At 60.8% G+C, this 12,921-nt stretch carries 12 protein-coding genes; 7 read left to right on the top strand and 5 right to left on the bottom strand.

Going from position 1 to position 12,921, the window contains the following annotated elements; all coding sequences use genetic code 11:
• The first annotated feature begins 28 nt into the window (after nt 1–28).
• Complete coding sequence (locus ACWKXN_RS00155; RefSeq protein ID WP_454543157.1) at nt 29–1,723, top strand: thiamine pyrophosphate-binding protein; 1,695 nt, start codon at nt 29–31, stop codon at nt 1,721–1,723.
• A gap of 33 nt (nt 1,724–1,756) precedes the next feature.
• On the opposite strand, the gene ACWKXN_RS00150 is transcribed toward ACWKXN_RS00155, so the two are convergent.
• Nucleotides 1,757–2,455: a GNAT family N-acetyltransferase gene (locus ACWKXN_RS00150; RefSeq protein ID WP_039264051.1), complete on the bottom strand. Its 699-nt coding sequence runs from the start codon at nt 2,453–2,455 to the stop codon at nt 1,757–1,759.
• Nucleotides 2,456–2,656: 201 nt separating this feature from the next.
• On the opposite strand from ACWKXN_RS00150, the gene ACWKXN_RS00145 reads away from it, so the two are divergent.
• The 5 genes from ACWKXN_RS00145 (at nt 2,657) to ACWKXN_RS00125 (ending at nt 7,737) form a co-directional block, all read left to right on the top strand.
• The gene (locus ACWKXN_RS00145; RefSeq protein ID WP_454543156.1) at nt 2,657–4,225 is read left to right on the top strand and encodes an ABC transporter substrate-binding protein; all 1,569 of its coding nucleotides are present in this window, start codon (nt 2,657–2,659) and stop codon (nt 4,223–4,225) included.
• 145 nt (nt 4,226–4,370) lie between these two features.
• Complete coding sequence (locus ACWKXN_RS00140; protein WP_033144875.1) at nt 4,371–5,384, top strand: ABC transporter permease; 1,014 nt, start codon at nt 4,371–4,373, stop codon at nt 5,382–5,384.
• Nucleotides 5,384–6,217, top strand: a complete 834-nt coding sequence (locus tag ACWKXN_RS00135; protein WP_096149769.1) for an ABC transporter permease — start codon at nt 5,384–5,386, stop codon at nt 6,215–6,217. Before ACWKXN_RS00140 ends, ACWKXN_RS00135 begins: the two co-directional genes overlap by 1 nt.
• Nucleotides 6,210–7,046: an ABC transporter ATP-binding protein gene (locus tag ACWKXN_RS00130; protein WP_454543155.1), complete on the top strand. Its 837-nt coding sequence runs from the start codon at nt 6,210–6,212 to the stop codon at nt 7,044–7,046. The genes ACWKXN_RS00135 and ACWKXN_RS00130 overlap by 8 nt, the downstream gene beginning before the upstream one ends.
• Nucleotides 7,033–7,737 (top strand): ABC transporter ATP-binding protein, encoded by a 705-nt coding sequence (locus ACWKXN_RS00125; RefSeq protein WP_447754117.1) that lies wholly within the window; start codon nt 7,033–7,035, stop codon nt 7,735–7,737. Before ACWKXN_RS00130 ends, ACWKXN_RS00125 begins: the two co-directional genes overlap by 14 nt.
• Before the next feature lie 71 nt (nt 7,738–7,808).
• Here the strand turns inward: ACWKXN_RS00125 and ACWKXN_RS00120 are convergent, their stop codons facing one another.
• The 4 genes from ACWKXN_RS00120 to budA all read right to left on the bottom strand — a co-directional run bounded on the left by ACWKXN_RS00120 (nt 7,809) and on the right by budA (nt 11,802).
• Nucleotides 7,809–8,282 (bottom strand): cold-shock protein, encoded by a 474-nt coding sequence (locus ACWKXN_RS00120; protein WP_023310683.1) that lies wholly within the window; start codon nt 8,280–8,282, stop codon nt 7,809–7,811.
• Nucleotides 8,283–8,538: 256 nt separating this feature from the next.
• Nucleotides 8,539–9,309, bottom strand: coding sequence for a (S)-acetoin forming diacetyl reductase (locus ACWKXN_RS00115; protein ID WP_024906954.1), 771 nt, complete (start codon nt 9,307–9,309; stop codon nt 8,539–8,541).
• A 20-nt stretch (nt 9,310–9,329) separates the two neighbouring features.
• Nucleotides 9,330–11,051 carry an acetolactate synthase AlsS gene (gene alsS / locus ACWKXN_RS00110; RefSeq protein WP_198922085.1) on the bottom strand — a complete coding sequence of 574 codons (1,722 nt, stop codon included), beginning with the start codon at nt 11,049–11,051 and terminating at the stop codon, nt 9,330–9,332.
• Nucleotides 11,023–11,802 carry an acetolactate decarboxylase gene (gene budA / locus ACWKXN_RS00105; protein ID WP_196354725.1) on the bottom strand — a complete coding sequence of 260 codons (780 nt, stop codon included), beginning with the start codon at nt 11,800–11,802 and terminating at the stop codon, nt 11,023–11,025. The genes alsS and budA overlap by 29 nt, the downstream gene beginning before the upstream one ends.
• Nucleotides 11,803–11,907: 105 nt before the next feature.
• Here budA and ACWKXN_RS00100 point away from each other — a divergent pair, with 105 nt between their 5' ends.
• The gene (locus ACWKXN_RS00100) at nt 11,908–12,789 is read left to right on the top strand and encodes a LysR family transcriptional regulator (protein WP_038417608.1); all 882 of its coding nucleotides are present in this window, start codon (nt 11,908–11,910) and stop codon (nt 12,787–12,789) included.
• The last annotated feature ends 132 nt before the right edge of the window (nt 12,790–12,921 follow it).

The following is a 12,921-nucleotide window of genomic DNA, read 5'->3' as shown; positions in this document are numbered from 1 at the left end:
GTTAAATAACGCTGAACGAGGTGTCATTATGATTAAATCATTAACGTCCCTGTCAGAATTAAATATGCGATCGGGTGCCGATATTCTCCTTGAAGTGCTGGAGAGTGAAGGTGTGGAATATATTTTTGGCAACCCCGGCACCACCGAACTTCCGCTCATTGATGCCCTTCTTCGCCATGAAAATATTCACTATATTCTGGCACTCCAGGAGAGCAGCGTGGTCGCCATTGCCGACGGCTACGCGAAAGCCTCCGGCAAGACCGGTTTTATCAATTTGCATACCGCCAGCGGTCTTGGGCACGGGATGGGGAATCTCATTAACTCGCGGATCATGAAAACGCCGCTGGTTGTCACCGTCGGGCAGCAGGATACCCGTCACTACGTGCGCGACCCGCTCCTGTATGATGACATAGTCTCCATTGGATCGCCGGTGGTGAAATGGGCGCAGGAGGTCACCAGCGCCGACCAGCTCCCGGTTCTTGTGCGCCGGGCCTTTCATGCCGCCAGCTACCCTCCCGCGGGTCCGGTGCTGCTATCCCTGCCAATGAACGTCATGGAAGAGCTCAGCGACGCCGGGATACAAACGGCCTCTAAAGTGAACTACCACACCGTGGCGGGCTCTCTGGACGAGCTGGCGCAGGCGCTAAGCGAAGTCACCCCCGGCAGGATCATGATTGTGGCGGGGGATGAAGTTCACTCCAGCGGCTCGACGCAGGAGATTGTCCAGCTTGCTGAAGCGCTAGGCGCCCACGTCTACGGCTCCTCCTGGCCGTTGAATTTGCCCTTCCCCACGCAGCACGCGCTCTGGCGAGGGAATATGCCCACCACCGCAAAGGAAATCGCCAGCGTCGTTAATGCCTACGATGCGGTGTTTATCATCGGCGGCAGAAGCCTGATTACCATTTTGTATAGCGAGGGCGAGGCCATTCCGGAAACCTGCGCGGTGTATCAGCTCTCGGCGGATATGAACGAGCTGGGACGCACCTACGCCACTCGCCTCTCGGTGATGGGGGATATCACACTCTCCCTGAAGGAACTGTTGCCGAAGCTTGAGCAGCGCCGGGTGGCAAGCAAATTGACGCATCAGCGGCTGCTCAAAGCGGCACGCGCCGAACGTGAAAAAGAGTGGCAACTGCAGGAAGAGCGTCTGGCAGCCGAGCGGCTGCGCCCGGCGATTTCGCCGATGGTCGCGGCCTACGAGGTGATAAAGTCCGTTCCGCCGGGCATAACGATTGTCGACGAGGCGATTGCAACGGCCAGACACGTTCGCCGGTTTATCTCCGACCAGCAGCACCCGCGCTACTACTTTATGCGCGGCGGCGGTCTGGGCTGGGGAATGCCTGCAGCAGTAGGTCACTCGCTGGGGCTGGGGCGCGAGCCGGTTGTGTGTCTGGTTGGCGACGGCGCCTCCCTGTACTCGCCGCAGGCGCTCTGGACGGCGGCGCACGAAAATCTGCCCGTCACCTTTATCGTGATGAATAACCTGGAGTACAACATCCTGAAAAACTTCATGAAAGGACAGCCGGGCTACAGTTCGACAAAGCTGGGTCGCTTTATCGGGATGGATCTGATTAACCCGCGAATTGATTTCCAGTCGCTGGGCGCCGCGATGGGTATCCGCTGCTGCCGGGTGACCCAGGCCGCGGATATCGCCACGGCGGTGACGCAAGGGCTACAGTCCGGAAAAACCAATTTGATTGAAATTGCCATTTCCGCAGATTGATCGACCGTTTCAGATGTACCCTACATAAAACACTTATAACCGAAACGCCTCAAGCCGCTTAATCTGCCGCCCTTCTCCGTCAAAATTCTCCGCCGCCAGCCAGGCGCGCAGTTCGGCATCGCGCTGCGGCCACTCGCCGTCAATAATAGAAAGCATATCGCTGTCGCGGTTGCGCCCTTTGCGCACCAGCTTCTGGCGCAGGCGTCCTTCCCAGACAAATCCCAGCCGCTCCGCCGCATTTCGTGACGCAACGTTCATGGAATCGCACTTCCACTCGACGCGCCGGTAGCCGTGCTCAAACGCATTTTTCAGCAGCAGCCACACCGTTTCGGTGCCCATCCGGGTTCCTTTCATCCTGCGCGACCAGGTCACGTGCCCGATCTCCACTGATCCCAGCAGCCGCTCGTTAGCCATATAGCTCACCAGCCCCACCGCGCGTTCGGTGCGTAAATCAATGACGGCAAACGGCACCAGCTCATCGTCCATCACCTTACCCACGATCCAGTGCGCGGTGGCTTCCACGCTCGCTGGCTGCGTGCTGGCAAGCCACGTCCAGTCGCTGTCGTCGCCCAGCGCGTAGGCCTCATAGAGATCGGCCGCGTGGCGATCGGCATCCAGCGGCTCCAGGCGGCAATACTGGCCGAACAGCGGCGTGCGGGTTAATACGCGCGCGCCTCTCCAGTCTGGAACGATATCGTTAACGGTTTGACCATGTTGATTGATTTCGGGCACGGCGGTGACTCCCTGAAAGGTAAGGAGTTTGTTATAGCAGGTTAAAAAGCGGGCGAAAAGCAGCGTATTTTAATAGCCCGAGCGCATGCGATATTCCTGGAAGGCATAAGCAAAGCTGAATTTCGACTTTGCGTAATGTCAGAGTCGCCCTAACGTAGCGGAGCATAAAACAATCACAATATATTCTTCTCAGGGATCGCTATGACGAAAAAACTGTTGCCGTTACTGGTGCTGGCTGCGCTCTCAGGCGCTGTCCACGCCGCTACTCCGCCCAACACGCTGGTTGTTGCCCAGGGGCTGGATGACATCGTGAGCCTCGACCCGGCCGAAGCCAACGAGCTTTCCAGCATCCAGACCGTGCCGAGCCTGTATCAGCGTCTGGTACAGCCGGACCGCGATAACCCGGAAAAAATCACCCCGATTCTGGCAGAAAGCTGGGAAGCGGACGCGGCAGCCAAAACCCTGACGATTAAGCTTAAGCCCGATGCCAGATTCGCCTCCGGTAACCCGCTGCGCCCGGAAGACGTGATTTTCTCGTACACCCGCGCCGTGACGCTCAACAAATCCCCGGCCTTTATCCTCAACGTGCTGGGCTGGGACGCGAGCAACATCGCCAGCCAGCTGAAAAAGGTGGACGACCATACCCTCCAGCTTCACTGGACGGCGGACGTTAGCCCGTCGGTGGCGCTGAATATTCTCTCAACGCCGATTGCCTCCATCGTCGATGAAAAGCAGGTTGCGGCGAACGTGAAGGATAACGACTTCGGCAACGCCTGGCTGAAAATGCACTCGGCGGGCAGCGGCGCGTTCAAAATGCGCGTCTATCAGCCGCATCAGGCCATCGTGCTGGAAGCTAACGAATCAGCGCCCGGCGGCGCGCCGAAGCTCAAAAGCATCATCATTAAAAACGTCCCCGATCCGGCTTCACGCCGCCTGCTGATCCAGCAGGGTGATGCGGACGTGGCGCGCGATCTCGGTGCAGACCAGATAAGTGCCCTGGACGGCAAGCCGGGCGTGAAGGTGCTGAGCATTCCGACCGCCGAGCAAAATTACCTGGTGTTTAACACCGGCAACAGCGCCAACCCGCTGCTGAACAACCCGGCGTTCTGGGAAGCCTCGCGCTGGCTGGTGGATTATGAAGGCATCACCAAAAATCTGCTGAAAGGCCAGTACTTTGTTCATCAGAGCTTCCTGCCGGTCGGCCTGCCGGGCGCGCTGGAAGACAACCCGTTTACGTTTGACCCGGCAAAAGCGAAAGCCATTCTCGCCAAAGCGGGCATTAAAGACGCGCACTTTACGCTGGACGTGGAGAACAAGCCGCCGTTTATCACCATCGCCCAGTCGATGCAGGCGAGCTTTGCTCAGGGCGGCGTGAAGGTCGATCTGCTGCCTGCCGCCGGGAGCCAGGTCTATGCCCGCGTGCGCGCAAAGCAGCATCAGGCGGCGATCCGTCTGTGGATCCCGGACTACTTCGACGCGCACTCAAACGCCAGCGCCTTTGCGTGGAACGACGGCAAATCCAGCACCGTGGCCGGACTTAACGGCTGGAAAATTCCGGAGCTGAACAAAGCCACGCTGGCGGCGGTAGCCGAGCCGGATCCGGCCAAGCGTCTGGATCTCTACAAGAAGATGCAGGAACAGCTGCAGCAGAATTCGCCGTACGTGTTCGTCGATCAGGGGAAAACCCAGATCGTGGTGCGCGATAACGTGAAGGGGTATCAGCAGGGGCTGAACGCGGATATGGTCTGGTACGATCGCGTCACGAAGTAGCCCTTCTCCCTCTCCCGTGGGAGAGGGTTGGGGTGAGGGGTGAGGGCAACATCGCGCAACAGAGCCGCCTGTTCCCCCTCACCCCCGCCCTCTCCCACAGGGAGAGGGGGTCGTCCGTGCATATTTTCAGGATAACGATTTACCCATGCCACATCTTTCCACCCGCGTGCTCCAGGGGCTGCTGACCCTGCTGCTCACGCTCCTCGGGCTGCTGCTCGTCACGTTTGCGCTCTCGGCGTTTTCACCGGTCGATCGCGTGCTGCAGATCGTGGGCGATCACGCCAGCCAGTCAACCTACGATCAGGTTCGCCACCAGCTTGGGCTGGATCGGCCTCTGCCCGTGCAGTTCTGGCACTACCTGCAAAACCTTGCCCACGGGGATTTAGGCACCGCCAGCGCCACCGGGCAGCCGGTGCTGCAGGATCTGCTGCACGCGTTTCCCGCCACGCTGGAGCTGGCGACTTTGGCGTTAATCATCGGCGCCGTGCTCGGCGTGATTGCCGGGGTGCTGTGCGCCCGCTACGCCGGTTCGCCGCTCGATCTCGCCATCAGAACGCTCACCCTGCTCGGCAACTCGGTACCGATTTTCTGGCTCGGCCTGCTGATGCTGGCCCTGTTCTACGCGAAGCTGCAGTGGAGCGCGGGTCCCGGCAGGCTGGATGATATCTGGCAGTTCACCGTCGAGCCGCGTACCGGCTTTGCGCTGGTGGATACCTGGCTTTCCGGCGATCGCGAGGCGTTCCGCAACGCCCTCAGCCACCTGGTGCTGCCGGTGCTGCTGCTGGCCTATTACTCGCTGGCGAGCATCACGCGCCTGACGCGTTCCGCCTGCCTGAGCGAAATGAACAAAGAGTACATCCTGCTTGCCCGCGCCAAGGGCGCCGGGGAGATGACCATCCTGCTGCGCCACGTGCTGCCGAACATTCGCGGTACCCTGCTGACGGTAATCGCCCTCGCCTACACCAGCATGCTGGAAGGCGCGGTACTGACCGAAACCGTCTTCTCCTGGCCGGGGATCGGGCGCTACCTCACCACCGCTCTGTTCGCCGGAGACACCACCGCCGTCATGGGCGGCACGCTGCTGATTGGCGTCTGCTTTGTGCTGATCAATAACCTTACCGACCTGCTCGTGCGGGCGACCGATCCCAGGGTGCGCTGATGCCGTTTTATCTTTTCTTACGCCGCCTGCGCCGCTCCCCTGCCGCGTTTTGCGGGCTGGCTGCTATCGCGCTGCTGGTGGCTATCGCCCTGTTCGCGCCGTGGCTCGCGCCGCTTGACCCGAACTGGCAGGACGCCGCCGCGCGCCTGCAGGCACCGAACAGCCAGCACTGGCTGGGCACCGACAGCTACGGGCGCGACCTGCTTTCGCGCCTGATTTACGGCACCCGTCCGGCGCTCGGGCTGGTGGCATTAGTTACCGTAATCACCCTGCCCGCCGGGCTGCTGGTGGGGATTTTGTCCGGCTACTACGGCGGCTGGCTGGAGCGCATCCTGATGCGTTTTACCGACGTGGTAATGTCGATGCCGCGCCTGATCCTCGCCTTCGCGTTTGTGGCGATGCTTGGCCCGGGACTGGTCAACGGCGCGCTGGCGCTGGCCTTAACCACCTGGCCCGCCTACGCTCGGCAGGCGCGGAGCGAGATCCAGCGGCTGCGCCACAGCGATTATCTGGCCGCCGCCGAGATGATGGGCATTCGCGGCCCGCGCCTGCTGGTCGGCCATATCCTGCCCCTGTGCCTGCCGTCCGCGATTGTGCGGCTGGCGCTGGATCTGGCGGGGATTATTCTGGCAGCCGCCGGTCTGGGCTTCCTCGGCCTTGGCGCGCGTCCGCCGATGGCCGAATGGGGCGCGATGATCGCTGACGGCATGCAGGTGATTTTCGACCAGTGGTGGATTGCCGCCATTCCGGGCGGCGCGATTCTGTTTGCCAGCCTGGCCTTTAACCTGCTGGGCGATGGCCTGCGCGACGTACTGGAGCCACAGCATGACTGAACAACGCGTCATCGTCGATGCGCTGAATATCGACTACCCCGCCGCGCGCGTGGTCAACAACCTGAGCTTCACGCTAGGCAACGAGCGGCTGGCGCTGGTGGGGGAATCCGGCTCGGGCAAATCAATGTCCGCCCGCGCCCTGATGGGGCTGGTGCGTAAGCCCGGCATCGTGAGCGCGAACCGGCTTAACGTGCTCGGCAACGACCTGCTGACCCTGAGCACCCGCCGCTGGCAGGCGCTGCGCGGCAACGGGATTGCGATGGTCCTGCAGGACCCGCGCTACGCGCTGAATCCGGCGAAAAACGTCGCCGCTCAGCTCGATGAAGCGCTGACCCTGCACCAGCGCCTGCCCCGCGCCGAGCGCCTGGCGCGCATTCACGACATTATCCGCGCCGTCGGACTCAACGAACACGTCCTCCAGCGCTATCCCGGCGAACTCTCCGGGGGCATGGGCCAGCGGGTGATGATCGCGATTGCGCTGATCAACAACCCGCAGGTGCTGATTGCCGATGAACCCACCTCCGCGCTGGACGCCCGCCTGCGCAACCAGATCCTCGAACTGCTGGTGCAGCAGAGCGAAGAGCGCCAGATGGCGATGCTGTTAATCAGCCACGATCTGCCGCTGGTGGCGGAGCACTGTGACCGCGTGCTGGTGATGTATCAGGGCGAGAAGGTCGACGAGATGGCGGCGAACCGGCTTCCGCAGGCGACGCACCCGTATACGCGAACCCTGTGGACCTGCCGACCCAATGCGCAAACGTTCGGCCAGATGCTGCCGACGCTGGACCGCACGCAGCCGTGGAAGGAGGCCGATAATGGCGCTCGTTGAGGTTAAGGATCTCCAGGTGAGATTCGGAGAGAAAACGGCGGTGTCCGCCGCCAGCTTTGGCATCGAGAAAGGTGAAACCTTCAGCCTGATCGGCGAATCCGGCTGCGGGAAATCGACTATTCTGCGCGTGCTGGCGGGATTGCAGCGCGAGTGGAACGGCCGTATTTCGATCCTGGGAGACGCACTACGGCCAGGACGGCGTTTTGAAGGCGAGCTTCGCCGCAACGTGCAAATGGTGTTTCAGGATCCGTGGGCGTCTCTGCATCCAAACCACACCGTTGCGCGCACCCTGTCGGAGCCGTTAAACATCCACGGCGAAACGCGGATTGCCGAAAAGGTAGCGGATGCGCTGCAGCAGGTGGGGCTTTCCGCCGACGCGGGCAAGCGTTATCCGCACCAGCTTTCCGGCGGGCAGCGTCAGCGCGTGGCCATTGCCCGCGCGCTGCTGCTGCGCCCGCAGCTTCTGCTGCTGGACGAGCCGACTTCGGCGCTGGATATGTCCGTGCAGGCGGAAATTTTGAACCTGCTCAACAGCCTGAAGGCCGAGCACGGCATGACCTACCTGCTGGTGAGCCACGACGCGGACGTGATTGCCCATATGTCCGACCGGGCGGCATTTATGGCGCACGGGGAGATCCAGAAGGTGTTTGACCGTGAGGCGATGTTACGGGGCGAGCACAGGATGGGGTAAGCCGCGTGGCGGCGAGCGCCGCGCGGGTTTTCCAGGCCGGGTAAGGCGTCGCCGCCACCCGGCAAAAAAAATCACTTCAGCAGCTTCACCGTGGCGTCGATGTCGATCTCATCTTCGGTGAAGATCAGCGTCGTGTTCTGGAAGGTGGTGATCGCCAGCTTCTTCACCGTGCGCATTTCGCCCGGCTTTTTCTCGGATTTCGGCTTGATGCTGTTCATCAGCAGCCCCACCGACAGCACCGCGTTCTCTTTGTCGATTTTGGTATCAGCCGGCTCTTCTTCGTTAAACACCACGAAGGATTTGATGGAGGAGAGCTTCACGCGCTCGCCGGCAATAAAGAGATGTTTGCTTTCGGGGATCACCTTCACCGCGTAGGCGGAAAGGCCTTTGTTGTTGGTGGTTGGCTCAAAGGTCACCGCGGCATCTTTCTTAATCAGATCGGGGTTCGCGACCTTAATCACATGAAAATAGCGGTTGTCGCCGTTTTCATCTTTGATAAATCCAAAGCCTTTATCTTTAAACCACGTTGTGATTGTACCGTTCATCGCTGTTACCGCCTGTCAGATCGTAATGACTAAAGTTTTGCAGCGCGCAGTGTAATGCACAATGACGGAGGAGACAAAAAAAAGCCCCTGCACGGGTGCAGGGGAAAACTCATGTCAGAGCTTTTACCCTAAATAATTCGAGTTGCATGAAGGCGGCGACGCAGCGAATCCCCGGGAGCGTACATCAGTACGTGACTGGGGTGAGCGAGGAAAGCCAACGCACAGGCAACTTGAAGTATGACGGGTATATTAGTATTTAGTTGAACACCATCCCTCCATCGATTAAGAGCGACTGGCCGGTCATGTAGTCGGAATCCGGGCCTGCCAGGTATGAGACGCAGGCGGCGACATCTTCCGGCTCGGACAGGCGGCCAAGCGTAATGCGTTTGGCAAAGGTTTCAGTCCCGTAGCCGAGCGGTTTACCCGCCGCCTCGGAGACCTGACGGTCGATTTCCGCCCACATCGGCGTTTTGACGATGCCAGGACAGTAGGCGTTAACGGTGATCCCCAGCGGCGCGAGATCCCGTGCCGCGGTCTGGGTTAAGCCGCGCACCGCGAACTTGCTGGAACTGTAGACCGCCAGTTCCGGGTTGCCGGTGTGTCCCGCCTGGGAGCAGGCGTTGATGATCTTGCCGCCGTGTCCCTCTTTGCGGAAGGCGTCAATCGCGGCCTGGATCCCCCAGATCACCCCTTTCACGTTGATGTTGTAGACCTTGTCGACAATGTCCGGCGTGATGGATTCGATAGGGGTAGACGGCGCAATCCCGGCGTTATTCACGATCACGTTAAAGCCGCCCAGCGCGGTGCGCGCTTTCTCCACCGCCGCAAATACCTGTTCGCGGTCAGAGACATCGACCTTCACGGCGACGGCGTTGCCGCCGTTACGGATGATTTCATCGGCGACGGCTCTTGCCGTCTCAACGTTATAGTCGGCGATGGCGACGGCAAAGCCGTCTTTCACCAGGCGAAGCGCGATCGCTTTACCAATCCCCTGGCCTGAGCCTGTTACGAGAGCAACTTTTTGCATTTCTCTGTCCTTATATTGAGTCACAAAATCTGGCTGAGATGGAGCTGGCCCATCAGCAGCGGGTTATCGCTGTAGTCGACGGGAATGGCCACCACGGCCGGGCCATCCACATCCATCGCCGCACGCAGCGTCGGCTCAAGCGCCTCGGCGCTCTCCACGGCAAAGCCTTTCGCACCGAAGGCGTCGGCATACGCTTTGAAATCGACCGGGCCGAACTCCACGCCGGAAAGGCGCTGATATTTTTTCTCTTCCTGAATCGCCACCATGTTGTAGGCGTTATCCACCCAGATGATGTGCAGCACGTTGGCGTTGAGGCGCACCGCGGTTTCCAGCTCCATGCTCGACTGCAGGAAGCCGCCGTCGCCGGAGACTGAAACCACCTTGCGGCCCGGGTTCACCAGCCACGCGCCAATCGCCCACGGCAGGGCAACGCCCATGGTCTGCTGACCGTTGGAGATCATCACCTGACGCGCCCGGAAGCTGTAGAGATAGCGGGCGATCCAGATGTGGAAGCTGCCCATGTCGACGGTGAGCGTCACGTCGTTGTTCACAATGTCCTGCATGGCGCGCACGATGCGCAGCGGGTGCAGGGCAAACTGGTTGAGCGAGGCGCCGCGGCGGTCGAGGAGATCGCGCTGATGCTGGCGATCGACCAGAATTTCGGAGGCACGCTGGCTCAGCTCGAGCTTACGATCGATCCGGTTAGCGAGCAGGTTCAGCGTCTCGGCGATGTCCCCCACCAGCTCCAGATCCGGGACGTAGTTACGCTCTTCATAGGCGGGCAGCACGTCGATATGCACCAGCGTCGCGTCACCGCTGTTCCACATGGACGGCTCGTACTCCACCGGGCTGTAGCCGATGCAGATAATCAGGTCCGCCAGATGCAGCAGCCGGTCGCCCGCCTGGTTATTGAACAGGCCGACGCGTCCGGCAAAGCGGGTGAAGTGCTCCTGGTTTACCGCCCCGGCGGCCTGATAGGTGCTGGTGACCGGAATGCGGCTTTTCTCCAGCAGCTTGCGCAGCGCGGCGCTGTTCGCGGGCTGGCTGGCCATCAGGCCGAGTAAAATGACCGGATTTTTGGCGTTTTCGATAAGCTTCGCCACGTCGTTAATCGCTGACTCCGGTGCCGGGCCCATCAGCGCGGGGCCGCTGGCGGGTAAAATCGCCCCCGTCGCGGGCTGGTCGACAATATCCTGCGGCAGGCTGACGAACGCGCCCCCCGGCCTGCCGTGCTCGGCGGCGCGAAACGCGTTCGATACCACCTCGGCAATCGCGTCTGGCGAACTGACCTCCACGGCGTATTTAGTGACAGGGCTGAACATGGCGACGGTGTCCATACTCTGGTGCACCAGCTTGGCTTTATCCGCCCGCTTCACCGCCCCGCCCAACGCCACCACCGGGTCGCCTTCGCTGTTGGCGGTGGCGATGCCGGTGATCAGGTTAGAACAGCCCGGCCCGGAGGTGACCAGCGCCACCCCGGCCTTGCCGGTCAGCCGCCCTACCGCCGCCGCCATAAACGCCGCGTTGGCTTCGTGGCGTACCGGAATGATCTCGATGGAGGAGTCCAGCAGGGAGTCAAAGACCTTGTCGATTTTCGCACCCGGGATCCCGAACACCTGCTTCACGCCCTGCGCTTCCAGCTGGCCGACAACCATATCGGCGCCGTGCGCCCACTGACGTGACTGTTTCTCACTGTTCACGGTAGTTCTCCTGTTAGTTTTCGACGGAACGGATCGCTGCATCAAGATTGCTGGGGTGAAGGTTGGCCTGTAAGAACGCGCTGTCGGCGGGCAGGTCAATCATCAGCTTGTGAATTTCACCGAAGGTGAGCACGCCGCTCTCCAGCTGGTAGTCGAGCAGATGGCCCCCGCCCTGACGGTCGTCGGTGATGAAATGCTCGTGATAGCCGGCCACGTTAATGCCCTGCATATGCTGCGGCGTGCGGAACCCGACCAGCACCCCTTCGCGCTGGTTAAAGCGGAACACCGGCTGGTCGTCCAGCACGTCGGTCATCGCGCGGTACGGCGGCTTCTGGCGCGGTACCGTGCGGGTATGGGCGTGGCGGAAATTGCCGTCAATGCGCAGCGCGCAGAACAGGTTGTCGGAGGGGATCTGCTGGTCGATGACGTCGTGGATCTGCTGACGGCTGACCGGCGCATCGAAGGTTTTGCGGTACTGCGGCTGGAACCAGGTCATCACCGCGAACGGCGTTTTCTGTTCTGGCTTCGCGGCCCGGGCGCTGCCGTCGGCGCGCAGCTGGTACACCTGGCTGCTGAAGGCAATCATTTCACCGTCCAGCTCGTTGAAGGTGCCCAGACCAAAATCACCGTGTGCCAGCAAATCGGCGATGGTGGTCTCTCCTTCGTACACGCCGCTTAGCAGGGCGCTCATTAGCGATGTCTGATAGATCACGCTGTCAGGATGCTTGGCGGAGAACCCCCGCAGGGTCTCGCACAGGCTGGCCTCACAGTCGCAGGCAGATGAATGCATCATCGTGCTCGTCCTCTTCAACTTTATTTAGAAAGGTTAAATAAATGTTGACCCGATTCAGCAGAGAGTTCCAATATAGAAACCATGCTGGTTTGAGACGTTTTAGATATGGAACTTCGTTATCTGCGGTATTTTGTCGCGGTTGCACGCGAGCGACACTTCACCAGGGCGGCCGAAGCGCTGGGTATTTCACAGCCTCCTCTGAGTCAGCAGATCAAACGGCTCGAAGAGGAAGTGGGCACGCCGCTGTTCAGACGCCTGACGCGGGGCGTGGAGCTGACCGAGGCGGGAGAAGCCTTCTACGAGGACGCCTGCAAAATTCTGGCGCTGAGCGATGCTGCGCTGGAAAAAGCCCGCGGCATCGCGCGCGGGCTGAACGGCAACCTGTCGATTGGCATCACCAGCTCCGACGCTTTTCATCCCAAAATTTTCGCGCTGATCCGCCAGTTTCAGGTGCAGAACATGGCGGTGCAGGTTCACCAGGTGGAAGCCAATATGTCGTCGCTGACGACGATGCTGGCGGAGGGTGAACTGGATATCGCCTTCGTGCGCCTGCCGTGCGAGAGCAGCAAGGCGTTCGAGTTAAAAATCCTCGACCGGGAGCCGATGGTGGTGGCGCTGCATCGCGATCATCCGCTGGCGGCGTGCGATTCGCTGGCGTTAGAGCAGCTTCGGGATACGCCGGTGGTGCTGTTCCCGCAGGAGGTCGCGCCGGGGCTGTACGAACGGGTTCACGGCTGCTGCGAGCGGGCCGGAATTGACGTGCAGCACGCGCTGCAGTCGTCGCAGCTTTCCTCCTCCCTGAGCATGGTTTCCGCGGGTGGCGGGTTCGCGCTGGTGCCGAAATCCATGGCGGCCATTTCACCGCCGAATGTCACCTATCACGCGCTGAGCTCGCCGGAGCTCTACACCGATATCGCGCTCTGCTGGCGACGCTTTGAACGCTCGCGGACGGTGAAGCGGTTTTTGATGATGATGAGCGAGGGGTGACGGCAATAGAGGGGTTTTGGTTTTTTGTGGGCCGGGTAAGGCGCAGCCGCCACCCGGCAATGCCAGCCTCTGTCGTGCTTAGAACGGTAAAGGTCATGTTGATGCACGCTTCGGTACTACGTTTTCCTGGTA

Source organism: Enterobacter sp. UPMP2060 (assembly GCF_053709655.1).
The sequence above is the reverse complement of the archived record's forward strand: the minus strand, read 5'-3'. Positions and strand labels throughout refer to the sequence as shown.

Coding starts and splice junctions, on each gene's coding strand:
- ACWKXN_RS00155 (WP_454543157.1), top strand. CDS start 29: ATGATTAAATCATTAACGTCCCTGTCAGAATTAAATATGCGATCGGGT.
- ACWKXN_RS00145 (WP_454543156.1), top strand. CDS start 2,657: ATGACGAAAAAACTGTTGCCGTTACTGGTGCTGGCTGCGCTCTCAGGC.
- ACWKXN_RS00140 (WP_033144875.1), top strand. CDS start 4,371: ATGCCACATCTTTCCACCCGCGTGCTCCAGGGGCTGCTGACCCTGCTG.
- ACWKXN_RS00135 (WP_096149769.1), top strand. CDS start 5,384: ATGCCGTTTTATCTTTTCTTACGCCGCCTGCGCCGCTCCCCTGCCGCG.
- ACWKXN_RS00130 (WP_454543155.1), top strand. CDS start 6,210: ATGACTGAACAACGCGTCATCGTCGATGCGCTGAATATCGACTACCCC.
- ACWKXN_RS00125 (WP_447754117.1), top strand. CDS start 7,033: ATGGCGCTCGTTGAGGTTAAGGATCTCCAGGTGAGATTCGGAGAGAAA.
- ACWKXN_RS00120 (WP_023310683.1), bottom strand. CDS start 8,282: ATGAACGGTACAATCACAACGTGGTTTAAAGATAAAGGCTTTGGATTT.
- ACWKXN_RS00115 (WP_024906954.1), bottom strand. CDS start 9,309: ATGCAAAAAGTTGCTCTCGTAACAGGCTCAGGCCAGGGGATTGGTAAA.
- alsS (WP_198922085.1), bottom strand. CDS start 11,051: ATGCAGCGATCCGTTCCGTCGAAAACTAACAGGAGAACTACCGTGAAC.
- budA (WP_196354725.1), bottom strand. CDS start 11,802: ATGATGCATTCATCTGCCTGCGACTGTGAGGCCAGCCTGTGCGAGACC.
- ACWKXN_RS00100 (WP_038417608.1), top strand. CDS start 11,908: ATGGAACTTCGTTATCTGCGGTATTTTGTCGCGGTTGCACGCGAGCGA.